18 protein-coding genes and 1 pseudogene are annotated in these 22,979 nt (G+C 72.9%); 7 read left to right on the top strand and 12 right to left on the bottom strand.

The window, feature by feature from the left end:
* Positions 1-26: 26 nt before the first annotated feature.
* Positions 27-2,462 (bottom strand): collagenase, encoded by a 2,436-nt coding sequence (locus tag AC6CKD_RS15550; RefSeq protein WP_498327880.1) that lies wholly within the window; start codon positions 2,460-2,462, stop codon positions 27-29.
* 224 nt (positions 2,463-2,686) lie between these two features.
* On the opposite strand from AC6CKD_RS15550, the gene AC6CKD_RS15545 reads away from it, so the two are divergent.
* Positions 2,687-4,015: an aminopeptidase P family protein gene (locus AC6CKD_RS15545; protein WP_498328131.1), complete on the top strand. Its 1,329-nt coding sequence runs from the start codon at positions 2,687-2,689 to the stop codon at positions 4,013-4,015.
* A 54-nt stretch (positions 4,016-4,069) separates the two neighbouring features.
* On the opposite strand, the gene AC6CKD_RS15540 is transcribed toward AC6CKD_RS15545, so the two are convergent.
* The 3 genes from AC6CKD_RS15540 to AC6CKD_RS15530 form a co-directional block, all read right to left on the bottom strand.
* A complete protein-coding gene (locus AC6CKD_RS15540) occupies positions 4,070-4,426 on the bottom strand; it encodes a hypothetical protein (protein ID WP_498327879.1) in 357 nt (118 codons plus the stop codon).
* 172 nt (positions 4,427-4,598) lie between these two features.
* Positions 4,599-4,997: a RidA family protein gene (locus AC6CKD_RS15535; RefSeq protein ID WP_498327877.1), complete on the bottom strand. Its 399-nt coding sequence runs from the start codon at positions 4,995-4,997 to the stop codon at positions 4,599-4,601.
* Complete coding sequence (locus tag AC6CKD_RS15530) at positions 4,994-6,235, bottom strand: acyl-CoA dehydrogenase family protein (RefSeq protein WP_498327876.1); 1,242 nt, start codon at positions 6,233-6,235, stop codon at positions 4,994-4,996. Before AC6CKD_RS15530 ends, AC6CKD_RS15535 begins: the two co-directional genes overlap by 4 nt.
* 162 nt (positions 6,236-6,397) lie before the next feature.
* Here AC6CKD_RS15530 and AC6CKD_RS15525 point away from each other — a divergent pair, with 162 nt between their 5' ends.
* A complete protein-coding gene (locus AC6CKD_RS15525) occupies positions 6,398-8,089 on the top strand; it encodes an AMP-binding protein (RefSeq protein ID WP_498327874.1) in 1,692 nt (563 codons plus the stop codon).
* On the opposite strand, the pseudogene AC6CKD_RS15520 reads toward AC6CKD_RS15525, so the two are convergent.
* Positions 8,052-9,093: pseudogene (locus AC6CKD_RS15520) on the bottom strand (RNA-guided endonuclease InsQ/TnpB family protein). The gene AC6CKD_RS15525 and the pseudogene AC6CKD_RS15520 sit on opposite strands and share 38 nt — an antisense overlap.
* Before the next feature lie 228 nt (positions 9,094-9,321).
* Here AC6CKD_RS15520 and AC6CKD_RS15515 point away from each other — a divergent pair.
* The 3 genes from AC6CKD_RS15515 to AC6CKD_RS15505 are packed head-to-tail and all read left to right on the top strand — an operon-like array spanning position 9,322 to position 11,483.
* Complete coding sequence (locus AC6CKD_RS15515; RefSeq protein WP_498327873.1) at positions 9,322-10,131, top strand: PaaX family transcriptional regulator; 810 nt, start codon at positions 9,322-9,324, stop codon at positions 10,129-10,131.
* A 57-nt stretch (positions 10,132-10,188) separates the two neighbouring features.
* The gene (locus tag AC6CKD_RS15510; protein WP_498327872.1) at positions 10,189-11,028 is read left to right on the top strand and encodes a GNAT family N-acetyltransferase; all 840 of its coding nucleotides are present in this window, start codon (positions 10,189-10,191) and stop codon (positions 11,026-11,028) included.
* Complete coding sequence (locus tag AC6CKD_RS15505; RefSeq protein WP_498327871.1) at positions 11,025-11,483, top strand: hypothetical protein; 459 nt, start codon at positions 11,025-11,027, stop codon at positions 11,481-11,483. Before AC6CKD_RS15510 ends, AC6CKD_RS15505 begins: the two co-directional genes overlap by 4 nt.
* Before the next feature lie 8 nt (positions 11,484-11,491).
* Here AC6CKD_RS15505 and AC6CKD_RS15500 read toward each other — a convergent pair whose 3' ends face one another.
* Positions 11,492-13,816: a bifunctional salicylyl-CoA 5-hydroxylase/oxidoreductase gene (locus AC6CKD_RS15500; RefSeq protein ID WP_498327870.1), complete on the bottom strand. Its 2,325-nt coding sequence runs from the start codon at positions 13,814-13,816 to the stop codon at positions 11,492-11,494.
* A gap of 4 nt (positions 13,817-13,820) precedes the next feature.
* Positions 13,821-14,648 carry an enoyl-CoA hydratase family protein gene (locus AC6CKD_RS15495; protein WP_498327869.1) on the bottom strand — a complete coding sequence of 276 codons (828 nt, stop codon included), beginning with the start codon at positions 14,646-14,648 and terminating at the stop codon, positions 13,821-13,823.
* Positions 14,649-14,910: 262 nt separating this feature from the next.
* Here AC6CKD_RS15495 and AC6CKD_RS15490 point away from each other — a divergent pair, with 262 nt between their 5' ends.
* Positions 14,911-15,330 carry an ATP-binding protein gene (locus AC6CKD_RS15490; protein WP_498327868.1) on the top strand — a complete coding sequence of 140 codons (420 nt, stop codon included), beginning with the start codon at positions 14,911-14,913 and terminating at the stop codon, positions 15,328-15,330.
* 34 nt (positions 15,331-15,364) lie between these two features.
* Here AC6CKD_RS15490 and argF read toward each other — a convergent pair whose 3' ends face one another.
* The 5 genes from argF to AC6CKD_RS15465 form a co-directional block, all read right to left on the bottom strand.
* Positions 15,365-16,375: an ornithine carbamoyltransferase gene (gene argF / locus AC6CKD_RS15485; protein WP_498327867.1), complete on the bottom strand. Its 1,011-nt coding sequence runs from the start codon at positions 16,373-16,375 to the stop codon at positions 15,365-15,367.
* A 92-nt stretch (positions 16,376-16,467) separates the two neighbouring features.
* Positions 16,468-17,694, bottom strand: coding sequence for an arginine deiminase (locus AC6CKD_RS15480; protein WP_498327866.1), 1,227 nt, complete (start codon positions 17,692-17,694; stop codon positions 16,468-16,470).
* Between the two features lie 95 nt (positions 17,695-17,789).
* Positions 17,790-18,257 (bottom strand): hypothetical protein, encoded by a 468-nt coding sequence (locus AC6CKD_RS15475; RefSeq protein WP_498327865.1) that lies wholly within the window; start codon positions 18,255-18,257, stop codon positions 17,790-17,792.
* 200 nt (positions 18,258-18,457) lie between these two features.
* Entirely contained in the window at positions 18,458-21,076 is a 2,619-nt protein-coding gene (locus AC6CKD_RS15470) for a polynucleotide kinase-phosphatase (RefSeq protein ID WP_498327864.1), read from the bottom strand.
* Positions 21,073-22,560, bottom strand: coding sequence for a 3' terminal RNA ribose 2'-O-methyltransferase Hen1 (locus AC6CKD_RS15465; protein ID WP_498327862.1), 1,488 nt, complete (start codon positions 22,558-22,560; stop codon positions 21,073-21,075). The genes AC6CKD_RS15470 and AC6CKD_RS15465 overlap by 4 nt, the downstream gene beginning before the upstream one ends.
* Before the next feature lie 68 nt (positions 22,561-22,628).
* Here AC6CKD_RS15465 and AC6CKD_RS15460 point away from each other — a divergent pair, with 68 nt between their 5' ends.
* The gene (locus AC6CKD_RS15460; RefSeq protein ID WP_498327861.1) at positions 22,629-22,874 is read left to right on the top strand and encodes a hypothetical protein; all 246 of its coding nucleotides are present in this window, start codon (positions 22,629-22,631) and stop codon (positions 22,872-22,874) included.
* Positions 22,875-22,979 lie beyond the last annotated feature (105 nt).

The following is a 22,979-nucleotide window of genomic DNA, read 5'->3' as shown; positions in this document are numbered from 1 at the left end:
TTAAAGGGGGACAGAGCCGGTCGAGGTCAGCCGCGCAGCGGGCCCTCGCAGCTGTAACTCGACGTTCCCGCCACCCGGTTGGTCCAGATGTCCAGCGCACCGAAGGAGCAGTTCATGTCGGCCAGGTTGTTCGAGGCCGCGCCCGCCCGGTCCAGGATGAAGTAGTCGACCGTCTCGGACATGTCCTTGAAGTTCTGGTCGTCGCTGCGCCAGTCCTTCAGGTTCGCGGTGATCATGCCGGTACAGGTGAACCGGCGCTTGCCCGGCTCGCCGTTCTCCACGCAGTCCGGGGCGCTGTACGTGGCCGTCGCGAAGGTGGACTTCACGTCCGCGAGCGCCGCGTCGCGCAGCTGCGCGTTCGGGGTGAAGGAGGTGTTCGGCACGAACAGCTGGTCGACCTTGGCGATCTGGGCGTCCAGGAACCGGTCGTAGCCGCTCTGGACGGCCGCGTCCCGGCCCATGCGGCTCCGCCAGGCGTCGAAGCCCGCCGGGTCGTCGGCCCGCAGGTACCCGTACATCTCCCGCAGCTTCGAGGGCTGCTCGGCCCACAGGAACTCGAAGAAGGCACCGGCGTACCCGTAGAAGCGGAAGCCGTCGTTGGCGTACGTGGCGTGCAGCAGCTGGTTCACCGACATGCGCGGGCCGCCCGCCGCCGTGTCGTTGATGATGCTCTTGATCAGGGACTTGCGCACGGCGATGCCGTTGTCGCGGGTCGCGCCGTCGAAGAACTCGGCGGTGCCCTCGTCCATGGCGGTCGTGCGGTCGCCCTGGTACCAGGCGCCCTGGCCGAAGGAGCCGGGGACGGCGAAGCGGCCGTTGAGGTAGTGCACGTACTCGTGGCGGAAGAGCTCTTCCAGGGTGAGCTGGGAGTCCTGCGGGACGCGGCGCTGGTAGGTGTAGAAGGTGGCGCCGTTCTCGATGTAGATGCCGCCGTTGTTGGTGCCGTAGCCCGTGAGGACCGGGTGGTAGTTCACGTAGTCCGCGCGGGAGGCGTAGAGCACGATGTTCAGGGTGGGGTTGGGGTCCCCGGCGATCGGCTGGTCGGCGCCCACGACCCGGTGGTACTGGGTCTTGACCTGCTTGCTCGCGTAGTAGAGCTGGTCGACGGTGGCCTGGTCGAGGGCGGTGCGGACCTTGATGGCGCCGTTGTCGTACGTGAACGTGTGGGGGAAGAGCTCCCTCTCGATGTCCTCCTTGCACACCCCGTACGGCTTGCAGGCCTGGTAGAAGTTGAGCCAGGAGACGGCCTTCGCCCACGGTTCGCCGCCGTCGCCGAAGGCGGCCCGGGCCGGGCCCAGGAGCGCGCCGAGGTCGGCGACGGTCCCGTCCCTCAGTCCCGCGATCTGGCCGAAGCGGCCGAACTCGGCGATGGCGTCGCGCGCCACCCAGGCGTTCGCGGTGCCCTTGAGGTGGGCGTACGTCGCGAAGTTCTTGAAGGTGGCGCGGTACGGGCCGTCGGCGGCGGCCGCCGCGTGGAACGCGGTGTCGTTGTTGTACACGCCGAGGTAGTTGACGGAGAGGGCGGCGAGCGCCGCGCCCGCCCAGGCGGTGTCCAGGTGCGTCGCCGTGTGCGACGGGTCCATGGCGGCCAGGACGTTCTTGATCAGGCCGAGCTGGTGCTGGCGCAGGCCGGGGGCGGAGCCGGCGTAGAGGGCCTCGCGCAGGGTGCGGGCGTTGGAGGCGGTGGCGTCGAAGGTGCGGGCGGCGCCCGCGAAGGCGGCGACGGCCTGGCGCATCGCGTCGACGGTCGGGGCGTCGGTGACGTCGATCTCGGTGCGGGAGTGGTCGTGGTAGGCCACGGCGTGCAGGTAGGTGAACATCTCCTCCAGGTGGGAGGAGTTCAGGCCGTCGTGGGAGGCGGCCAGGGCGTATATCCGGCGGGAGACGGCCTGGACGTGGACGTCCGACATGACGGGGGCCAGGCGGGCGTCCCAGGTCCAGAGGAGGCCCGAGAGGCAGCCGCCCTTGGCCGCGGTGACGGCCGGGTCGGCGAGGAAGTCGGCGAACCGCTCCGGGGCGAGCCCGGTGATCCCGTCGAGGGTGCAGGGGACGCCCGCGGCGGTGCCCGGGGCGGCGGCGGCCTGCCTGCCGCTCTTCGTGGCGGCCGCGGGCGCGGTGGCGGTGGCCGGCTCGGCGACGGCGCCGGGTACCTTGCCGTCGGCGACGGCCGGGCCGCCCGAGCCCTGGCCGCCGGGGGACGGGGCGGGGGCGGGGGCGGCCTGCCGGGCGTCGGCGAGGCGCTCGACCTCGTCGAACGGGTTCGCCCCGGCCTCGACGCCCGGGGCCCCGCCGAGGGGAGCCGTCGCGGAGCCGGTGAGCGTACCGGGCGCGGTGGCACCCGGAGCGTCGGCGCGGGTGCCGGCCTCGGAGGCCCGGGTCACCGCCTGGCCCGCCGTGGTGAGGAAGGCGACCGCGACGGCGGCGGTGAGGAGGGACGTGCGCACGACTCTGTGCTGGGACACCAAGTACTCCTGGCTGGGAGGGGCGGTGGGGAAGGGTGCGGAACTGCCCTGCTTCACGCGGCGTTCGACGGGGATTAACGGGGCGCGGTGTGAGCTGTAACATAGTAATGTGAAATTGCACTGACAAGACCCGTGCGCCCACCAGTTCGCATCTTCTTGAGGGAGCCCCTGTGACCGACACCCCCTCCCGCCCCACCGCCGGGCTCAACATCGGCAGTCACGACATGCCGGTGTCAGCCGAGTTGTCCCGCTTCATGGCGTCGGACTGGGCGGCCTCTCCGCTGCCGGACGCCGATCGCGTCCCCGCGTACGCGGTCACCCCGGCCCGCCGCGCGCGCCTCTCCGCCCGCTTCCCCGGAGAACGGCTGGTCATCCCCGCGGGCGAGCTGAAGGTCCGCAGCCACGACTGCGACTACCGCTTCCGCCCGCACAGCGCGTACGCCTGGCTGACCGGGCTCACCGGCGAGGACCAGGTCGGTCACGTCCTGGTCCTGGAACCGGCCGGCCCGCACGGGCACGAGGCCGTCCTCTACCTGCGCCCGCGCTCACCGCGCACCGGCGGCAACGAGGAGTTCTACCGCGACCGCCGCTACGGGGAGTTCTGGGTCGGCCGGCGCCCCGACCTCGCGGAGGCGGAGCGGCTCTCCGGCATCCGCTGCGCCCATCTGGACGACCTGGGCGCCCCGTCGGGGCGCTACGCCCCCGCGGACAAGGAACTCGCCGCCGCCCTCTCCGAACTGCGCCTGGTCAAGGACGCGTGGGAGGTGGCCGAGCTGCAGCTCGCCGTCGACCACACCACCGCCGGGTTCGAGGACGTCGTACGGGACCTCCCGCGCGCCCTGGCCCACCCGCGCGGCGAGCGGTGGATCGAGGGGGTCTTCAACCGCCGCGCCCGCGCCGAGGGCAACGGCACCGGGTACGAGACGATCGCCGCGTCGGGCGCGCACGCCTGCGTGCTGCACTGGATCCGCAACGACGGCCGGCTGAACGCGGGCGACCTGCTCCTGATGGACGCGGGCGTGGAGACCGACGGCCTCTACACGGCGGACGTCACCCGCACCCTCCCGCTGTCGGGCCGGTTCTCCCCCGTCCAGCGCCAGGTGTACGAACTGGTCCTGGCCGCGCAGGACGCGGGCATGGCCGCGCTGCGGCCGGGCGCGAGCTTCCGCGACTTCCACCGGGCCGGGATGCGGGTGATCGCGGAGGGGCTCGCGGAGTGGGGGGTGCTCAAGCACGCCGAGGGCGATCTCCACCGGCGCTACACCCTGTGCAGCAGCGGGCACATGCTCGGGCTGGACGTGCACGACTGCGCGCAGGCGCGCGCGGACGCCTACCTGGACGGAGTCCTGGAAGAGGGCCAGGTGCTCACCGTGGAGCCGGGACTCTACCTCCAGCCCGACGACGAGACCCTCCCGCCGGAGCTGCGCGGCATCGGCGTCCGCATCGAGGACGACCTGGTGATCACGGCAGAGGGCGCCCGGCTGATGTCGGGCGCCCTGCCGCGCACGGTGGCGGGCATCGAGGAATGGATGGGGAACCTGCTGGAGGGCTAGGTCCTCCAGGACCGGTCGGCGGCGGCTACCGCGAACGGGGTGGAGTCACTGGAGTCAATTGTTCCAGCCGCTCCAGTCGTGGCGGCCGTCGTTCCACCCGCCGTCATGCCGGTTGTCGTGGTTCCGGTTGTCGTGGCCCCAGTCACCGTTGCCGCCGCGCCCGCTGTCGTTCCAGTTGTCGTGGCCCCAGTCACCGTTGCCGCCGCGCCCGCTGTCGTTCCAGCCGTCGTGGTGCCAGTTGCTGTGGGAGCCGTCGTGGTACCAGCCCCTGACATCGTCCCAGCACCAGCTGGGGCGGTCGTGCCCACGTGAGGGATCGCAGCAGTCGCGCCACCAGTCGCCTCCACGCCAGTCGGAACACCGGTCGTACGTCTGTGGCAGACCCGAGGCAAAGGCACTGCTGACCGGCATCAGGCCGATCGTGATACCGGCGGCTCCTGCCACAGCCGCCGCAACGAACCCACGGCGCATAGTCATGCACCTCCGAGAATGAGAGGGTGAATTACCGCTATTTCGGGGCATTTCCACCCTCCACCCTCCCCCGCCCACTGTCAAAGGCACCCGCTCCCACCTGCGGAAAGGCCTACGGGAGCACCGCCAGCCCGTCCAGCTCGACCAGCGCCGCCTCGTCCCACAGCCTGACCACGCCGACGACCGCCATCGCCGGATACTCCCGGCCCGCCAACCGCCGCCAGATCCGGCCCAGTTCGGCCGCGCAGGCCCGATAGTCGGCCACGTCCACGGCGTAGACGGTGACCCGGGCCAGCTCCGCCGGCGAGCCGCCCGCCTCCGCCAGCGCGGCCAGCAGATTCGCCAGTGCCCGCTCGAACTGCTGCGGCAGCGTCGCCCCCACCACCTTCCCCGCGCCGTCGAGCGCCGTCTGCCCGGCCAGGAACACCAGCCGGCCCCCGCTCGCCACGACGGCGTGCGAGAACCCCGTCGCCGGAGACAGCTCCTCCGGGTTGATCCGCTCCAGGCTCACTCTTCCCCCGCCTTCCGCATCTCGGACCTCTCCGACCTCTCCGACCTCTCCGACCTCTCCGACCTCTCCGACCTCTCTCGCGCCTCCCGGTAGAGCTCCTTGGCGATGATCGTGCGCTGCACTTCGCTCGCCCCCTCGTAGATCCTCGGCGCCCGCACCTCCCGGTACAGGTGTTCCAGCAGGTGGCCCCGGCGCAGGGCGGCCGCCCCGTGCAGCTGTACCGCGTGGTCGACGACGTACTGGGCCGTCTCGGTGGCCAGCAGCTTCGCCATGGCCGCCCGCCGCGGCACCTGCGGGGAGCCCGCGTCCGCGTCGTAGGCCTCCGCCGCCGCGTACACGAGGAGCCGGGCCGCCTCGGTCCGGGTGGCCATCTCGGCCACCCGGTGCGCCACGGCCTGCAGGTCGCCCAGTACCCCGCCGAAGGCGGTGCGGGCGGCCGTGTGCGCCACCGTGGCATCCAGGGCGGCCCTGGCCATGCCGACGGCGAAGGCGCCCACGCTGGGGCGGAACAGGTTCAGGGTGTCCATGGCCACCCGGAAGCCCCGACCCGGCTCCCCCAGCAGGTCGGCCGGGCCCACCGGGACCCCGTCGAAGGCGAGCGCGCCGATCGGGTGCGGGGAGAGCATGTCGAGGGGCTCGCCTGAGAGCCCCGGCCGGTCCGCCGGGACCAGGAAGGCGCTGACGCCCTTGGCCCCGGGGCCTTCTCCGGTGCGGGCGAAGACGGTGTAGAAATCGGCCTCGGGCGCGTTGGAGATCCAGCACTTCTCCCCGCTGAGCCGCCAGCCCCGGCCATCGCCCCCACCCCCTCCCCCGCCCCCGCCGTCGGGCGCCGCTTCGAGCGCCAGCGCCGCGGCGTCCGATCCGGCCCCCGGCTCGCTCAGCGCGAAGGCCGCCACCGTCCGCCCGGCCCGCACACCGGGCAGCCAGCGCTCGCGCTGCGCCCCGCTCCCCGCGCGCAGGACCGGGTAGGCGCCCAGCCCCTGGAGGGCGAGGGCCGTCTCCGCCTCCGTGCAGCCGTAGGCGAGGGATTCGCGCAGCAGGCACAGGTCCAGCGCGCCCGAGGTGAACACCCGCCCCAGCAAGCCCTCTTCACCCAGCGCGGCCAGCAGCCGCCGGTTGACCCGGCCAGGTTCCCCCTTCTCCGCCAGCGGCCGCAGCCGCTCCGCCGCCAGTGCGCGCAGTCGCGCGCACCACTCCTCCTGGTCCGCCCCGAGCGCGAATCCCGTGGATCGGGTCATCCGTATGCCCCAGCCTCTATCGCGTCCTGTTGACTCCCGTCACCATGACGATACGCTCGTGCTGCGTTCGCACGGCCCGGCTCTTCCACTTCGGTCCACAGTCCATACGCAGGGTCCGGCCCCCACCCGGGGCGCGGGCCGTCGCAAGGGGGCGAACCCGCCTTGGAGCTCAAGCCTTCCGCTCACCGAGACACCTTCGCGCGCGACCACCTGCCGCCCGCGCACGCCTGGCCGCGGCTCCTCTTCGAACTCCCCGGGCTGGCCTACCCCGACCGGCTCAACTGCGGCGTGGAGCTGCTCGACGCCACCATCGCCCGGCTGGGGCCCGACCGCCCCGCCTTCCGCGGCGCCGACGGCACCGTGTGGACGTACGGCGAGCTGCACGCCCGCGTGGACCGGCTCGCGCACGTCCTCACCGCCGACCTCGGCGTGGTCCCCGGCAACCGGGTGCTCCTGCGCGGCCCGACCGGCCCCTGGCTCGCCGCGTGCTGGCTGGCGGTGATGAAGGCGGGCGCGGTGGCCGTCACCGTCCTGGCCCAGCAGCGTGCGCAGGAGCTGGCCACGGTGTGCTCGATGGCCCGGGTGAGCCACGCCCTGTGCCAGGCGGAGGTGGTGGACGACCTGGTGAAGGCGGGGGTGCCGGGTCTGCGGATCACGGCGTACGGCGGCGCGGACCCGGGAGACCTGCTGCGGCTGGCCGAAGCCGAACGCCACGCGGAGCCCTTCCCGGCGGTGGAGACCTCCGCCGACGACGTGGCGCTGATCGCCTTCACCTCGGGCACCACCGGGCGCCCCAAGGGCTGCATGCACTTCCACCGCGATCTGCTCGCGGTGGCCGACACCTTCTCCCGGGAGGTGCTGCGCCCCCGCCCCGACGACGTCTTCGCGGGCAGCCCGCCGCTCGGCTTCACCTTCGGCCTCGGCGGCCTGGTGGTCTTCCCGCTGCGGGCCGGCGCCTCGGCGCTGCTGCTGGCGGACGGCTCCCCGCGCCGGCTGCTGCCCGCGCTGGCCGAGCACCGGGTGTCGGTGCTGTTCACCGCGCCCACCGCGTACCGGTCGATGCTGGACACGCTGGGCCCCTACGACACCGGCGCCTACGACCTCTCCGCGCTGCGCCGCTGCGTCTCGGCGGGCGAGAACCTGCCGGCCGCCACCTGGCAGGCCTGGTACGAGCGCACGGGCCTGCGGATCATCAACGGGATCGGCGCCACCGAGCTGCTGCACATCTTCATCTCGGCTGCCGACGAGGACATCCGGCCCGGGACGACCGGCCGCGTGGTGCCGGGCTGGGAGGCCCGGGTGGTGGACGAGGCGGGGCTGCCGGTCGCGGACGAGGTGCCGGGGCTGCTGGCCGTACGGGGGCCGGTGGGCTGCCGCTACCTGGCGGACCCGCGGCAGGGCGAGTACGTACGGGACGGCTGGAACGTCACGGGCGACACCTACGTCCGCGACGCGGACGGCTATTTCCGCTACGTGGCCCGGGCCGACGACATGATCATCTCGGCGGGGTACAACATCGCGGGCCCGGAGGTCGAGGAGGCCCTGCTGCGCCACCCCGACGTGCTGGAGGCGGCCGTGGTCGGCCGCCCGGACGAGCGGCGCGGGCAGATCGTGGTCGCGTACGCGGTCCCCCGGGAGGGCGCGGTCCTCACCGAGGACGCCCTGCGCACCTTCATGCGGACCGAGCTCGCCCCGCACAAGTGCCCGCGCACGTTCGTCTTCCTGCCCACCCTGCCCCGTACGGCGACGGGCAAGCTGCAGCGCTTCCGGCTCCGCGACCCGGGCGGATCCGGTCAGGACGCTCTCGGCCAGTCGGTCACGGACACGAATTACATTGAATCCTCCCCGCCCTAAGGACGGGGATTCCTGGCTCACGCTGGCTGTGGACCAGCGGTCCGTCAGCTCTTACACGATCGGCACCAGCCGGGTGGAGACCAGCCCGAGCCAGCATCACGCGGGCGGAGTTCTTGTCCCTGGGGGACACGGCTCCGCACGCGGTACACGAGTAGGTTCGTTCCAAGGTGCACGATGCGCCCGTGCTTGCGAGCCATGGCGATCAGCTCGCGCTTGGTCGCACCGATCGCGGCGTCGGCTGCTTTACGGGCCATGGTGGATTTGGCGAGGAAGCGCGGGTCGCGGACCACGGTCTTGGCCCACTTGCGGGCGGTGTCCTGGCGTTGCCGGGCCACCCTCTTGTGGAGCTTCGCCGTCGGCTTCTTCGCGGCTCGGTAGCCCCTCGAACCGGGTGTGCCCTTCGCCTGTTTCCGGCGGGCCATCATCCGCTGATAGCGGGCAAGCCCGGCGGCGGCCTTCCGCCCGTGCTCGGCGTGCGGAAGGTCGTGAGCGTCGCTGGTGGTGGTCGCGGCCTCCCGCACTCCCCAGTCGATCCCGATCACCGCACCCGTCTCCGGGAGCGGCTGCACTGCGGTAGGGACGACGAAGGACGCGTACCAATGACCGAGGCTGTCGCGGTAGATCCGCACGGAGGACGGGTCCGCCGGGAGGGTACGGGACCACACCACGGTCAGCACGATGCCGCCCGCGAGGTGCAGGCGACCGTCCTTGATCCGGAAACCGCGCCGGGTGTAGTTGGGCGTCGGGTCTGCCTTGGCTTTCTTTTTGTACTTCGGCATGCCTGCCCGCTGCCGCATCGGCAGCCCGGCCTTGATGTCCTTCAAGGCCTTGGCACGGGACTTCCCGAAGTCCCGCACCAACTGCTGCTGCGGAACGCTGCTGCCGTCACCCAACCAGGCGTTGTGGTTGCGGGCCTCGGTCAGCATCTTGTCCAGCCTGGCCGGACCGCACTTCTCGTCCGCGGCGTGGGCCTTCGTCGACCGGGCGCAGCACTCGTTCCAGATCCACCGGCACCGGTCCCACTCAACCGACAACTTGGTCCGGGCCGCAGACGACACATCTCCTGAGATGCCCCCGCCATGCGATCAACCTAACCGCGCCCACTGACAACGCTCAGAAAGCGCAGGTCAGGACAGATCCGAGAGAGATCCATCTCTCCGCGCCTACGATGGCGGGACCCGTCCCTCCCCGGGCTGAAGCCCCGGGCATTCTCGGAGAGATCCGGTGAAGCCGTGGTCGAGCAGCACACCCCGCGATCTCTGATCGTCACGTTCTACGGTGCCTACGGGCGGGCCTTCCCGGGCCCGGTCCCGGTCTCCGCGCTGGTCCGCCTGCTGGGCGCGGCCGGCGTGGACGCTCCGTCCGTCCGCTCGTCGGTGTCCCGGCTGAAGCGGCGCGGCTTCCTGCTGCCCGCGCGCACCGGGGACCGCGCGGCGGGATACGAGCTCTCCGAGGAGGCGCACCGGCTCCTGGAGGACGGCGACCGGCGGATCTACGGGGCCGCCCGCCCGACCCGGTCCCAGGAGTGGCTGCTGGCCGTCTTCTCCGTCCCGGAGCAGGAGCGGGCGAAGCGGCACCTGCTGCGCTCCCGGCTCGCCGGGCTGGGCTTCGGCGCGGTGGCGCCGGGCGTGTGGATCGCCCCCGCCCACCTGGACGGGGAGACCCGCCGCACCCTGGAGCGGCTGCACCTGACGGCGTACGTGGAGCTCTTCCGGGGCGCCCACCTGGCCTTCGCCCCGACAGCGGAGTCGGTGGGCCGGTGGTGGGACCTGGCGGCGCTGGCCAAGCAGCACGAGGAGTTCCTCGACCTCCACGAGCCCGCCCTGCGCGCCCTGCGGGCCGACGCGGCCGCCCCGACCCCGGAGGCCGCCTACCGCGGCTACCTCCTCGCCCTGGACACCTGGCGCCGGCTCCCGTACGCCGACCCGGGCCTGCCGCGCGAGCTGCTCCCCGCGGACTGGCCGGGGGACCGCTCGGCGGCGGTCTTCGCCGAGCTGCACGAGCGGCTGCGGGACCTCGGGGCCGGCTTCGTCGAGCCGTAGCCCCGGGCGGGCGGGAAAAGGGCTGTACCGCGCGCCGGACCGGGGTGATCATGTGCCATGACGTGGACCTTCACCCCTGACCTGGCGGCCTGGCTGGCCGCCGTGCGCCCCGCCGTGGCGGCGCAGCCCGTGCCCAACACCGAGTTGCTCACGACCATGGACGCGCTGGAGCGCCTCGGCCCGCACGCCTTCGGGTCCGAGCCGCCCTTCTTCGGGTCGTGGACGGGGGCGGACGGGCGGGTCGCGGGCGCCGTGGTGCAGTGCCCGCCGCACCCGCTGCTGATCGGCGCGCTGCCCGCCGAGGCGGTCCGGGCGCTGGGGGCCGCGCTCGCCGCCGAGCCGCTGCTCGCCGGGGTCGACGCGCTCAACGCCCGCCGCGAGGACGCCCGGGAGCTGGCCGTCTCCTGGGGGAAGCCGACCGAGGTCGTGGAGGAGAACCGCCTCTACCGGCTCGCCGGCCTCATCGCCCCCGATCCCGCTCCGGCCGGGCGGGCCCGCCCGGCCGCGGAGGCGGACCTCCCGCTGCTGCTGGAGTGGGTGACCGCCTTCCGGCAGGAGTCCGGCGAGGGCGGGGCCGCCTCCGAGCAGGCCCTGCGCGACCGGATCTCCTACGGGGGCATGCTGCTCTGGGAGGACGCCGGGGTGCCGGTCTCGCTGGCCGGGTTCTTCCGCCCGGTCGACGCGGTGACCCGGATCGGGCCGGTCTACACCCCGCCGGAGCTGCGCGGCCGCGGGTACGCGGCCGGGGTGACCTACGCCGTGACCGAGGCGGCGCACGCGGCCGGGGCGCGGGAGGTGCTGCTCTTCACCGACCTGGCGAACCCCACCAGCAACGGCGTCTACCAGCGCCTGGGTTACACCCCGGTCGAGGACCGGGTGGAGGTGGCACTGGCATGAGCACGCTGGCGGACGGCGAGAAGCCGGCCGAACCGCTCGAACCCGTCTGGATGCTGGCCGCGAACGTGGTCCTGTGGCGCCGCTACGGCGAGGGCGGCCAGGGCCGGCGCCCGGGCACCGAGATGTTCAAGGGCGGGTCCAAGATGTACGTCCACGACCGGGTGAGCGGCTTGGAGGACTGCCAGGTCGTCGGCCCGCCGCGGCACGGCCGCGGGTACCGCTGGGCGTACCTGGCCATCCGCCACCTGCACGGCTTCCGGCCCGTGCTCGTACGGTCTCCCGCCGTGCTGCGGATCGCCGAGGGCTCGGTCTTCTCGGACACGGTGGACGCGGAGGACCACGCGGCGCTCATGGAGTACCGCGCCTGGGAACTCCGCTCCGGCGCCTGGCCCGACTGGCCGCACCCGGAGCCCTGCCACTGCCACGAGTGCCTGACCCTGCGGCCGCACCGGTAGGCCGGGGGCTACCCCCGCCCCGTCGGCGGCTTGCGGCTGCCGGCGCGGTAGGGGGCGGGCCAGGGCGCGGCCGGGCCGGTGTAGGACTGGTCGGCGGCCGCGTGCAGGGTCCAGTGCGGGTCGTAGAGGTGGGGGCGGCCGAGGGCGCAGAGGTCGGCCCGGCCGGCCAGCAGCAGGGAGTTGACGTCGTCCCAGGAGGAGATCGCCCCGACCGCGATCACCGGGACGTTCAGGGCGTTGCGGATCCGGTCGGCGTACGGGGTCTGGTACGCGCGCCCGTACTCGGGGGCCTCCTCCGCCACCACCTGGCCCGTCGAGACGTCGATGGCGTCCGCGCCGTGGGCCGCGAAGGCTCCGGCGATGGCCACCGCCTCCTCGGGCGAGGTGCCGCCGGGGGCCCAGTCGGTGGCCGAGAGGCGGACCGTCATCGGCCGGTCGGCGGGCCAGACGGCGCGGACCGCGTCGAAGACCTCCAGCGGGAAGCGGAGCCGGTTCTCCAGCGGGCCGCCGTAGGCGTCGGTGCGGTGGTTGGTCAGCGGGGAGAGGAAGCCGGAGAGCAGGTAGCCGTGCGCGCAGTGCAGCTCCAGCAGGTCGAATCCGCATCTCGCTGCCCGGACGGCGGCGGCCGCGAACTCGGAGCGGACGGCGGCGAGGTCGGCGGCGCCCATGGCCCGGGGCACGGCCGAGACTCCGGGGCGGTAGGGCAGCGCGGAGGCGGCCACAAGGGGCCAGTTCCCCTCGGGCAGCGGGTCGTCCATGCCCTCCCACATCACCCTGGTCGAGCCCTTGCGGCCCGAATGGCCGAGCTGGACGCCGAGGGCGGTGCCGGGCGCCGAGGTGTGCACGAAGTCGGCGATCCGCGCCCAGGCCGCCGCCTGCTCGGCGGTGTAGAGGCCGGTACAGCCCGGGGTGATCCGGCCCTCGGGGCTGACGCAGACCATCTCCGTCATCACCAGGGCGGCCCCGCCCAGAGCCCGCGCGCCGAGGTGCACGAGGTGGAAGTCGCCCGGTACGCCGTCGCCCGCGGCGCCCGATGCCGAGTACACGTCCATCGGGGACACCACGACCCGGTTGCGCAGGGTCAGCCCCCGCAGGGTGAACGGGGTGAACATCGGCGGGGTTCCCGCCCCGTCCGGGCCCCCGTCCGGGCTCCCCTCCGGGGCCTCGGGGCAGCCGAAGTCGCGCTCCACCGCGGAGGTGAAGCGCGGATCGCGCAGCCGCAGGTTGCCGTGGGTGACCCGCAGGCTGCGCGTGAGGAGGTTGAAGGCGAACTGCCGGGCCGGCTGGTCCACGTACCCGGCGACCTCCTCGAACCAGCGCATGCTGGCGGCCGCCGCCCGCTGGGTGGAGGCCACGGCCGGCCGCCGCGCGGCCTCGTACGCGGCCAGCGCGGTCGGGACGTCCGCCTCGCCCTCCACCGCGCGCGCCAGTGCGAGCGCGTCTTCCACCGCCAGTTTGGTGCCGGAGCCGATCGAGAAGTGCGCGGTGTGGGCGGCGTCGCCGATCAGCACCGTGTTGCCGTGCGACCAGCGCGCGTTGGCCACCGTACGGAACTGCGTCCACGCGGAGCCGTTCCCGCGCAGCGGCCGTCCCCGCAGCGCCTCGCCGAAGATCTTGGCGCAGCGCGCCGCCGATTCCGCCTCGTCGCAGAGGTCGAAGCCGGCGGCGTGCCAGACCTCTTCGCGCATCTCGACGATCACGGTCGAGGAGTCCGCCGCGTAGGGATAGGCGTGCAGTTGCACGACCCCGTGCTCGGTCTCCGCGATCTCGAAGCGGAAGGCCTCGAAGGGGAAGTCGGCGGCCAGCCAGATGTACCGGCACCGCCCGCCCCTCACCGTGGGCCCGTAGTGCTCCGCGGCGGCCTCCCGGATCCGGCTGTGCACCCCGTCGGCCGCGACCACCAGGTCGTACGAGGCCGCGAGCGCCCCGGGCTCGGGGGCCGGGGTGCGGAAGCGGAGCCGGACCCCGAGGCCCGCGCAGCGTTCGTGCAGGATCTCCAGGAGCCGGCGCCGCCCGAGGGCGGCGAACCCGTGGCCGCCGGAGGTCAGCAGCCGGCCCCGGTGCGCGATGTCGATGTCGTCCCAGCGGACGAACTCGGCGCTCAGGGCCGCGTAGACCACGGCGTCGGCCGCTTCGATGCCGCCGAGGGTCTCGTCGGAGAGGACCACCCCGAAGCCGAAGGTGTCGTCGGGGGCGTTCTTCTCCCACACGTCCACCGCGTGCCCCTGCCGGGCCAGCAGCGCCGCGGCGTAGAGCCCGCCCGGGCCCCCGCCGACCACGGCGACCCGCAAGGTGGCGGCCGTCCGGCCGGTGCTCATCGCGCCGGTGCTCATCGAACTACCTGCCCTTCCACCGGGGCGGCCGCTTCCCGGTGAAGGCGGCGTGGAACTCCCGGTAGTCCTCGCCGTTCATCAACAGCGCCTGGGTGTTCGCGTCGAGTTCCACCGAGGCGGCGAGCGGCATGTCCAGCTCGGCGGTCAGCAGTGCCTTGGTCTGCGCGTACGCGAGCGCCGGACCGGCGGCGAGGTGCGCGGCGAGCTCCGCGGCGCGTACGGAGGCCTTGCCCTCCTCGGTGACCTCGCTGAGCAGCCCGATCCGCTCGGCCTCCGGCGCCCTGACCTGCTCCCCCAGCATCAGCAGCCGGGTGGCGTGCCCGAGCCCGACGACGCGGGGCAGCAGGTACGCGGCGCCCATGTCCCCGCCCGAGAGGCCGACGCGGGTGAAGAGGAAGGCGAAGCGGGCGGTGGGGTCGGCGATGCGGAAGTCGGCGGCGAGCGCGATGACGGCCCCGGCGCCCGCGGCGACCCCGTGGACGGCGGCGATGACCGGGAAGGGGCATTCGCGCAGGGCGCGCACGACCTGTCCGGTCATCCGGTTGAAGTCGAGGAGCTGGGCGGTGTCCATGGCGAGGGTGGCGCCGATGATCTCGTCGACGTCGCCTCCGGAGCAGAAGCCGCGCCCTTCGCCGCCGAGCACGAGGGCGCGTACGGACCGCTCCCTGGACAGTTCGGCGAGCAGGTCGCGGAGGTCGGCGTAGGCCCCGAAGGTGAGCGCGTTGAGCTTCTCGGGGCGGTCGAGGGTGACGGTGGCGACGCCGTCCCGCCGGTCCACCCGGAGGTGTTTCCAGCGTTCGGTCGCGGGTGTGGAACCGAGGAAGGGACTCACCCTCCCGAAGGTATCACCGGTCCATGACTGTCGTCAGGGAAGCGCGATAACTGTGGGTCCGCGTCGGGGCCGGGACGCCACACGCACCGAACGTCCCCAGCCGATGTGCCCGACGTCCCTTGCGCTCACGGCGGGGTGCCCTACGGCCGGACATTTCCACTTCGTATCGTTGAAAGCAGGATTTCCCCCGCCGTACCCCGTAGGGCCAGCCCTCCCTGCGACCCGTACGCCTTCGCGACCCCACGGAACGGACGGTCCCGCCTTGCCCGACGCCTCCGCCTGGCGGATAGCCCTGCCGCACACGACGGCGGCCGTACCGCTCGCCCGCGCCCTCGTCCGTACGGCGCTCGCGGACATCGACGCGCCCGCCGACAGCGACACCGCCGAACTGCTCACCGCCGAACTGGTCGCCAACGCCGTGGAACACACCCCCGGCGACGCGCCCATCGAGCTCGTCGTGGAACTGCTGGCGAACGGCTGCCAGGTGGAGGTCCACGACGGGGATCCGCAGCCCCCCGCCGACCTGACCGCCCCCGGTCCGGACCGCTCCCCTCCGGACCCCTGGCAGGAGCACGGCCGCGGCCTGCTGCTGATCCGGGCCCTGAGCTCCGCCTGCGGCCACCGCGCCACCCCGCACGGCAAGGCCGTGTGGTTCACCCTGCCGTCCCGGCCGGCCTTCTAGCCCCCGACGGGCCGATCGGCCCCCCGGCGCATGACTATGCGGCCGGGTCCGCCAGGGTCGCGACGAGCACGGCCTTGATGGTGTGCAGCCGGTTCTCGGCCTCGTCGAAGACGACGGAGTGCGCGGACTCGAACACCTCGTCCGTCACCTCCAGCGACTCCAGCCCGTGCCGCTCGTGGATCTCCCGGCCCACCTTGGTGCCGAGATCGTGGAACGCCGGCAGGCAGTGCATGAACTTCACGTCCGGATTACCGGTGGCGCGCAGCACGTCCATGGTGACGGCGTACGGGCTCAGCGCCTCGATCCGCTCGTCCCAGACCTCCTTGGGCTCCCCCATGGACACCCAGATGTCGGTCACCACGAAATCGGCCTGCCCGACGCCCTCAGCGAGGTCCTCGGTGAGCGTGACCCGGGCGCCGCTCGCGGCCGCCAGCTCGCGCGCCGCGGCCACCACGGAGGCGGCCGGCCAGTAGTGCCGCGGTGCGACGATCCGTACGTCCATGCCCAGCAGCGCCCCGGTCACCAGGTACGAGTTGCCCATGTTGAACCGGGCGTCGCCGAGGTAGGCGAAGGCGATCCGCTCCAGCGGCTTGGCGCAGTGCTCGGTCATCGTGAGCACGTCGGCCAGCATCTGGGTGGGGTGCCAGTCGTCGGTGAGGCCGTTGAAGACCGGCACGCCGGCGTGGGCGGCGAGCTGCTCGACGGCGTCCTGCGCGTCACCCCGGTACTGGATGCCGTCGAACATCCGGCCCAGGACCCGCGCGGTGTCCTTGACCGACTCCTTGTGGCCCATCTGGGAGCCGGAGGGATCGAGGTACGTGGTGTGGGCGCCCTGGTCGGCGGCGGCGACCTCGAAGGCGCAGCGGGTGCGCGTCGAGGTCTTCTCGAAGATCAGGGCGATGCTCTTCCCCTGGAGCAGGCGCCGCTCGGTCCCGGCCTTCTTGGCCGCCTTGAGTTCGGCGGCGAGCTCGACCAGGCCGCGGAACTCGGCGGCGGTGAAGTCGAGCTCCTTCAGGAAACTGCGGCCGACGAGATCGGTGGCCATGGGGACTCCAAAGTCACGGTGACGGAATTCTGGAAGTCTATACGATGCTCTGCATTGATATACAGGCCCCCCGGGCACCGTCCCGGACGCCGCTACGTGGCGTCCCGCTCCACCGGGCAGCTCATGCAGCGCGGCCCGCCCCGCCCCCGCCCCAGCTCGCTGCCCGGGATCTCGATCACCTCGATGCCCTGCTTGCGCAGGTGGGTGTTGGTCGTGACGTTCCGCTCGTACGCGACGACCACGCCCGGCTCCACGGCCAGCACGTTGCATCCGTCGTCCCACTGCTCGCGCTCGGCGGCGTGCACGTCCTGGGTGGCCGTGAGCACCCGGATCGCGTCCAGCCCGAGGGCGGCGGCGATGGCCCGGTGCATGTGCTCCGGCGGGTGGTCGGTCACCTTCAGCTCGCTCGGTTCGACACCCGGCTCGATCGTGTAGGAGCGCAGCATGCCCAGGCCCGCGTACTGGGTGAACGTATCCGCGTCGACCATCGTCATCACCGTGTCCAGGTGCATGAACGCCCGCCGCTTGGGCATGTCGAGCGCCACGATCGACGTCGCCGACCCGGCGGCGAACAGCCCGCGCGCCAGCATCTCCACCGCCTGCGGCGTGGTCCGCTCGCTCATCCCTATCAGCACGGCGCCGTTGCCGATGACCAGGACGTCGCCGCCCTCGATGGTGGACGGGTAGTCGGCCTGCCCCTGCGACCAGGTGTGGAACGGCCCGGAGCCGGTGAAGAGCGGGTGGTGCTTGTAGATGGCCTCGAAGTGCACGGTCTCGCGCTGCCGGGCCGGCCAGCGCATCGCGTTGATGGACACCCCGTCGTAGATCCAGGCGGAGGTGTCCCGGGTGAAGAGGTGGTTGGGCAGCGGCCCCAGCAGGAATCCGTCCAGGTCCAGGGCGTGGAAGCGGACCGACACCGGCTCCGCGTGCCGCTCCAGGAACTCCCGCTTGGTCATCCCGCCCACCAGCGCCTCGGCCAGGTCCGCCGAGGACAGCCCGTCGAAGACCGCGCGCAGGTGGTCGGTGGCGAGCGGACCGTACTCCTTCTCGTCGAAGACCCGGTCCAGTACGAGGTGCCTCGCCTCCGGGATGTCCAGGGCCTCGACCAGCAGGTCACCGAAGAGGTGGACCTCCACGCCCCGGTCGCGCAGTACGTCGGCGAAGCCGTCGTGCTCCTGGCGGGCCCTGCGCACCCACAGCACGTCGTCGAAGAGCAACGCGTCCTTGTTGCTCGGTGTGAGCCGCTTCAGCTCCAGGTCGGGCCGGTGGAGGATGACGCGGCGAAGCCGCCCGGTCTCGGAATCGACATGGAATCCCATGCCGTACACGTTCGCAGACCGGGCGGCTTTTTGACGTGGCGTCGGCCCAGCGGGTCCGTTCCGCCGGATCCGACGGCGGGCGGCGGCCCGCCGGTTCAGCGCAGGCCGAGCAGGGCCTCCGGGGTACCGGTGAGCTCCGGGGCGATGACGCCCAGCGCGGGGGCCGTCACGTTCGGCAGCCCGTAGTTGGACGCGTCGGGCATGGTCAGCGGGGAGCCGACGAGCAGCCCCGGGGTACGGGTGCGCACGGTGGTCGCGGGTGCGTCCAGCGAGCCCTCGCCGTCCGTCTCGGGCTTGCCGGCCAGGTTCGGCACCGGCGAGGTGAGGAGGGTGTTCCCGAGCTCGGTGCCGATCGGCACCGCCGGCAGCAGCGGGGTCGGCAGCATGTCGCCCTTGTGGTGCACGGGCACCTGGGGTGCGCCGACCACCGGCACCGGGACTCCGGTGGCCAGGTGCGGGACGTCCACGCCGAGCGTGGTCCGCACCGCGTCCAGGGGGACTCCCACCGGCACCGCGTCGGCCATGGCCGGGGTGGCCGCGCCTGCCGCGGCCATACAGGTCATGAGTGCCGCAATGCTTCCGCGCGCGGTCATCTTCATAGGTGACGTTCCGTCCTTCCAGGGTCGCGGACATTCCGCTGCCCTGGATGAACGATCCCGCCGGTGGTTTTCCCGGAGTTCTCCGCGAAAGTTCCCCCATACGACCTAATGAGCGGCCGTACGGGGGCCCTTCCTTGACGCCGGGCGCTTCCGGCCCGACACCGTCAGAGCCGCGGGTCCACCGGCTCCGACTCCAGGGCGAGGACGGCGAAGACCGCCTCGTGGACCCGCCACAGCGGCTCGCCGGCCACCAGCCGGTCCACGGCCTCCAGGCCGAGCGCGTACTCGCGCAGGGCGAGGGAGCGCTTGTGCCCGAGGTGGCGCCCGCGCAGCCGCTCCAGGTGGTCCGGACGCGTGTATTCGGGACCGTAGATGATCCGCAGGTACTCGCGTCCGCGCACCTTCACCCCCGGCTGCACGAGCCGGCCCTTGCCGTCCTTGGCGTACGCCTGGAGCGGTTTGACGACCATGCCCTCGCCGCCGGCGGCCGTCAGCTCCAGCCACCAGTCGGTGCCCGCCCGCACCGAGGCCTCGTCGGCCGTGTCCACCAGGATCCGGCCGGTGCGGCGCAGCAGTCCGGTCCCGGCCGCCTCGTCGGCGGCGACGAGCCGGTCCAGCCAGAACAGCTGCTCGTCGTGGGGTACGGCCGCCAGCGAGCGGCCCGCCGCCGCCAGCAGCTGGAACGGGGCGAACCGTACGCCGTCCAGCCCGTCGGTGCTCCAGCAGTAACGCCGGTACGCCTCGGTGAACTTCGCCGCGTCGGCGGCCCGCCCGCGCTGGCGCTCCAGGATCTCCCCGGTGTCGACGCCCCGGGCCGCGGCCGCCTCCAGGGCGGCGATGGCGTCCGGGAACACGGCGCCGGAGGCCGCGCCCACGGCGGCGTACTGGTTGCGCAGCAGGCCGGCGGACTTCAGCGACCAGGGCAGCAGTTCGCCGTCGATGAGCAGCCAGTCGCCCGCGCCGGAGGCGCTGTCGGACTCGGTGAGCTCCTCCCAGAGCCCGGCGTCGGTGACCGCCGAGCGGAGCCGGGCGAGGACCTCCTCGGTGACCTCCGGGTCCTTGAAGAAGGGCCTCCCGGTGCGGGTGTACACCGCCCCGGTGGGACCGTCGACACCGAACCGCTCGCGGGCCGCGTCGGCGTCCTTGCAGAGCAGCACGGTGGCGCGGGAGCCCATGTGCTTCTCCTCGCAGACGACCTGGGCGATGCCGTCCTTGCGGTACTGCGCGAAGGCCTCGGCGGGGTGCTCCAGGTAGCCCTCCTCCGAGGAAGCGGCGGTGGGCGCCATCGTCGGCGGGAGGTACGGCACCAGGCGCGGGTCGACGGCGAAGCGGCTCATCACCTCCAGGGCGGCGGCCGCGTTCTCCTCGCGGACGTTGACGTTGCCCAGGTGCCGGGTCTCGACGATCCGGCGGCCCTGCACGTCGGCGAGGTCCAGCGGACGGCCGTCGTGGCCGCCGGGAACCTCGGTGACGAGCGGCCTGACCGGCTCGTACCAGACCTTCTCGGCCGGTACGTCGACCAGTTCGCGCTCGGGCCAGCGCAGCGCCGTCATCTTCCCGCCGAAGACGGCTCCGGTGTCGAGGCAGATGGTGTTGTTGATCCAGGCGGTGTTCGGGACCGGCGTGTGGCCGTAGACAACGACGGCCTTGCCCCGGTAGTCCTCGGCCCACGGGTAGCGCACGGGCAGCCCGAACTCGTCGGTCTCGCCGGTGGTCTCCCCGTACAGCGCGTGCGAGCGCACCCGGCCGGAGGTGCGGCCGTGGTACTTCTCGGGCAGCCCGGCGTGACACACCACGAGCTTGCCGCCGTCGAGGACGTAGTGGCTGACCAGGCCCTGGATGAAGGCGCGGACCTCTTGGACGAACTCCGCCGGCTCCCTTTCGAGCTGCTCGATCGTCTCGGCGAGGCCGTGGGTCCGCTGGACCTTGGACCCCTTGAGGTGGCGGGCGAGCTTGTTCTCGTGGTTCCCGGGCACGCACAGGGCGTTGCCGGAGCCGACCATCCCCATCACGCGGCGGAGCACGCCCGGACTGTCCGGGCCGCGGTCGACGAGGTCGCCGACGAACACGGCGGTGCGGCCCTCGGGGTGGGCGCCGTCCTCGTAGCCCAGCTTGGCGAGCAGGGTCTCCAGCTCGGAGGCGCAGCCGTGGATGTCACCGATGATGTCGAAGGGGCCGGTGAGGTGGGTGAGGTCGTTGAAGCGCTTCTCCAGGACCACCTCGGCCGACTCGACCTCCTCGGGCGTCCGCAGGACGTGCACCTTGCGGAAGCCCTCGCGCTCCAGTCCGCGCAGTGAGCGCCGCAGGTCGCGGCGGTGGCGCTGGATGACGGCGCGCGGCAGCTTCGCCCGCTCGGGGCGGGCCGCGTTGCGCTCCGCGCAGACCTCTTCGGGCAGGTCGAGGACGATCGCGATGGGCAGGACGTCGTACTGCCGGGCGAGCTGGACCAGCTGCCGGCGGGACTCGGCCTGGACGCTGGTGGCGTCGACCACGGTGAGGCGGCCGGCGGCGAGCCGCTTGCCCGCGATGTAGTGCAGGACCTCGAAGGCGTCCTTGCTGGCGCTCTGGTCGTTCTCGTCGTCGGCGACCAGGCCCCGGCAGTAGTCGGAGGAGATGACCTCGGTGGGCTTGAAGTGGGTGCGGGCGAAGGTGGACTTGCCCGAGCCGGTGGCACCGATCAGGACGACGAGGGACAGGTCGGTGACGGGAAGTACGCGCGTGCGGCCGGTGGGAGCATCGCCGGCGACGGATGTGTCGGTGGTGTCGGTGGTGTCGGTGGTCATGCTGCCTCGCCCTCCTTCGGGGTATCGGTGCCGGCGGTGGTGCCGGTGTCCAGGGTGAAGACGGCCATCTGGGTCGGCGGCCCCACCTCGGGGTCGTCGTCCCCGACGGGCAGGTACGCGACGGAGTAGCCGTGCCGGGAGGCGACGCCCCCGGCCCAGGCCCGGAACTCCTCGCGGGTCCACTCGAAGCGGTGGTCGCCGTGGCGGACGTGCCCGGCGGGCAGGGTCTCCCAGCGGACGTTGTACTCGACGTTCGGCGTGGTCACCAGGACCGTGCGGGGGCGGGCCGAGCCGAACACCGCGTACTCCAGCGCGGGCAGCCGCTCCAGGTCCAGGTGCTCGATGACCTCGCTGAGCACGGCCGCGTCGTAGCCCGTGAGCCGCTTGTCGGTGTAGGCGAGCGAGCCCTGCGTCAGGCGGACGCGGGAGCTCTGCCGCTCCCCCATCCGCTCCAGCCGCAGCCGCTTGGCGGCGATGTTCAGCGCGCGGACGGACACGTCCACGCCGACGATCTCGGTGTACGCCGGCTCCTTGAGCAGCGCCTGCACCAACTGGCCCTGGCCGCAGCCCAGGTCGAGGACGCGGGACGCACCCGCCGCTCCCAGCGCGTCGAGGATCGCCTCGCGGCGCAGCACCGCGAGCGGTACGGGCCGCTCTTCGGTGTCGCTGGTCTCGTCGACCGCGTTGTCGAGCTCCTCCACCTCGCTGCCGTCGGCCTCCGCGAGGCGGACCAGCTCCAGCCGCTCCAGGGCGTCCTGGGTGAGCCGCTTGTGGCGGGCCAGGTAGCGGGAGGTGATCAGCCCGCTCTCCGGGTGCTCGGCGAGCCAGCCGTCTCCGGCGCGCAGCAGCTTGTCCACCTCGTCGGAGGCGATCCAGTAGTGCTTCGAGTCGTCGAGGACGGGCAGCAGGACGTACAGGCCCCGCAGCGCGTCGGAAAGCCGCAGCTCGCCCTCCAGGACGAGGCGTACGTACCGGGAGTCGCCCCATTCCGGGAAGGTCTCGTCGAGCGGGACCGGGGTGACCGTGACCGACTCCCAGCCGAGCGGGCCGAACAGCCGGCGCACGAGTTCGGCGCCGCCCCGGGCGGGCAGCACCGGGACCTCGACGCGCAGCGGTCGCACCTCGTCCGGCAGCTCGGGGCGAGCCGCGCACTGCCCCTTCAGCGCACTGCGGAACACGCCGCTCAGGGCGACGGCCAGCAGCGAAGAGGCGGCGTACGGGCGGTCGTTGACGTACTGCGCGAGTGCGGCGTCCGGGGTGCCGCCCTGCCCCTTGCCCTGACCGCGCCGCACGAGCGCGACGGGATCCACCTCCAGGAGCAGACCAGCCGTGCACCGCTCGTCCGTGGCTTCGGGGTAGAAGACGTGGGCGGTGCCGTGGGAGGTGGAGAACGCCTGCGCCTTACCGGGGTGCTTGTGCAGCAGGAAACCCAGGTCGGTGGCGGGGCGCTCGGCCGTGCCGGTCGTGGAGATCGTCAGGAACATGCGAGCGATTCTTGCTGGTCACCGGCGTTGCCCGCGCCCCATTTTCCGCGGGCGCCTACCGTCGAAACATGAGCGGCATCGTCGTTGTGTACGAGCTCGACCAGCCGGTGGCGGGATCCGTCCACCGGGTGCACGCCGCGCCCACCGCCCCCGGGGGCGGCTCCGAGCGCGGCCCGCGGACCATGTGCGGCAAGGACACCTTCGCCATGGAAACGGCCGACTGGAATCCGGCCGAACATCCGGACGCCTGGTGCCCGCCGGAGCACGCCGCCGCGGCATGCCCCGGCTGTGAGGCGGTGATGAGCGAGGACTGACCACCTCTGAGGCCTGCCCGCGGCTCCCGTAGCCCGGCCGCCCACGCATGATGCCCGGAACGCCGAAGCGCTCCGGGCATCATCGCCTGTGCGAGCTGCCACGGT

Source organism: Streptomyces sp. GQ60 (assembly GCF_059758875.1).
The sequence above is the reverse complement of the archived record's forward strand: the minus strand, read 5'-3'. Positions and strand labels throughout refer to the sequence as shown.

Excerpts from the sequence above, each read along its gene's own strand:
- AC6CKD_RS15545 (WP_498328131.1), top strand. The coding sequence starts at position 2,687 with ATGCCGGTGTCAGCCGAGTTGTCCCGCTTCATGGCGTCGGACTGGGCG.
- AC6CKD_RS15540 (WP_498327879.1), bottom strand. The coding sequence starts at position 4,426 with ATGCCGGTCAGCAGTGCCTTTGCCTCGGGTCTGCCACAGACGTACGAC.
- AC6CKD_RS15530 (WP_498327876.1), bottom strand. The coding sequence starts at position 6,235 with ATGACCCGATCCACGGGATTCGCGCTCGGGGCGGACCAGGAGGAGTGG.
- AC6CKD_RS15510 (WP_498327872.1), top strand. The coding sequence starts at position 10,189 with ATGACGTGGACCTTCACCCCTGACCTGGCGGCCTGGCTGGCCGCCGTG.
- AC6CKD_RS15505 (WP_498327871.1), top strand. The coding sequence starts at position 11,025 with ATGAGCACGCTGGCGGACGGCGAGAAGCCGGCCGAACCGCTCGAACCC.
- AC6CKD_RS15500 (WP_498327870.1), bottom strand. The coding sequence starts at position 13,816 with ATGAGCACCGGCGCGATGAGCACCGGCCGGACGGCCGCCACCTTGCGG.
- argF (WP_498327867.1), bottom strand. The coding sequence starts at position 16,375 with ATGGCCACCGATCTCGTCGGCCGCAGTTTCCTGAAGGAGCTCGACTTC.
- AC6CKD_RS15480 (WP_498327866.1), bottom strand. The coding sequence starts at position 17,694 with ATGGGATTCCATGTCGATTCCGAGACCGGGCGGCTTCGCCGCGTCATC.
- AC6CKD_RS15475 (WP_498327865.1), bottom strand. The coding sequence starts at position 18,257 with ATGACCTGTATGGCCGCGGCAGGCGCGGCCACCCCGGCCATGGCCGAC.
- AC6CKD_RS15470 (WP_498327864.1), bottom strand. The coding sequence starts at position 21,076 with ATGACCACCGACACCACCGACACCACCGACACATCCGTCGCCGGCGAT.
- AC6CKD_RS15465 (WP_498327862.1), bottom strand. The coding sequence starts at position 22,560 with ATGTTCCTGACGATCTCCACGACCGGCACGGCCGAGCGCCCCGCCACC.
- AC6CKD_RS15460 (WP_498327861.1), top strand. The coding sequence starts at position 22,629 with ATGAGCGGCATCGTCGTTGTGTACGAGCTCGACCAGCCGGTGGCGGGA.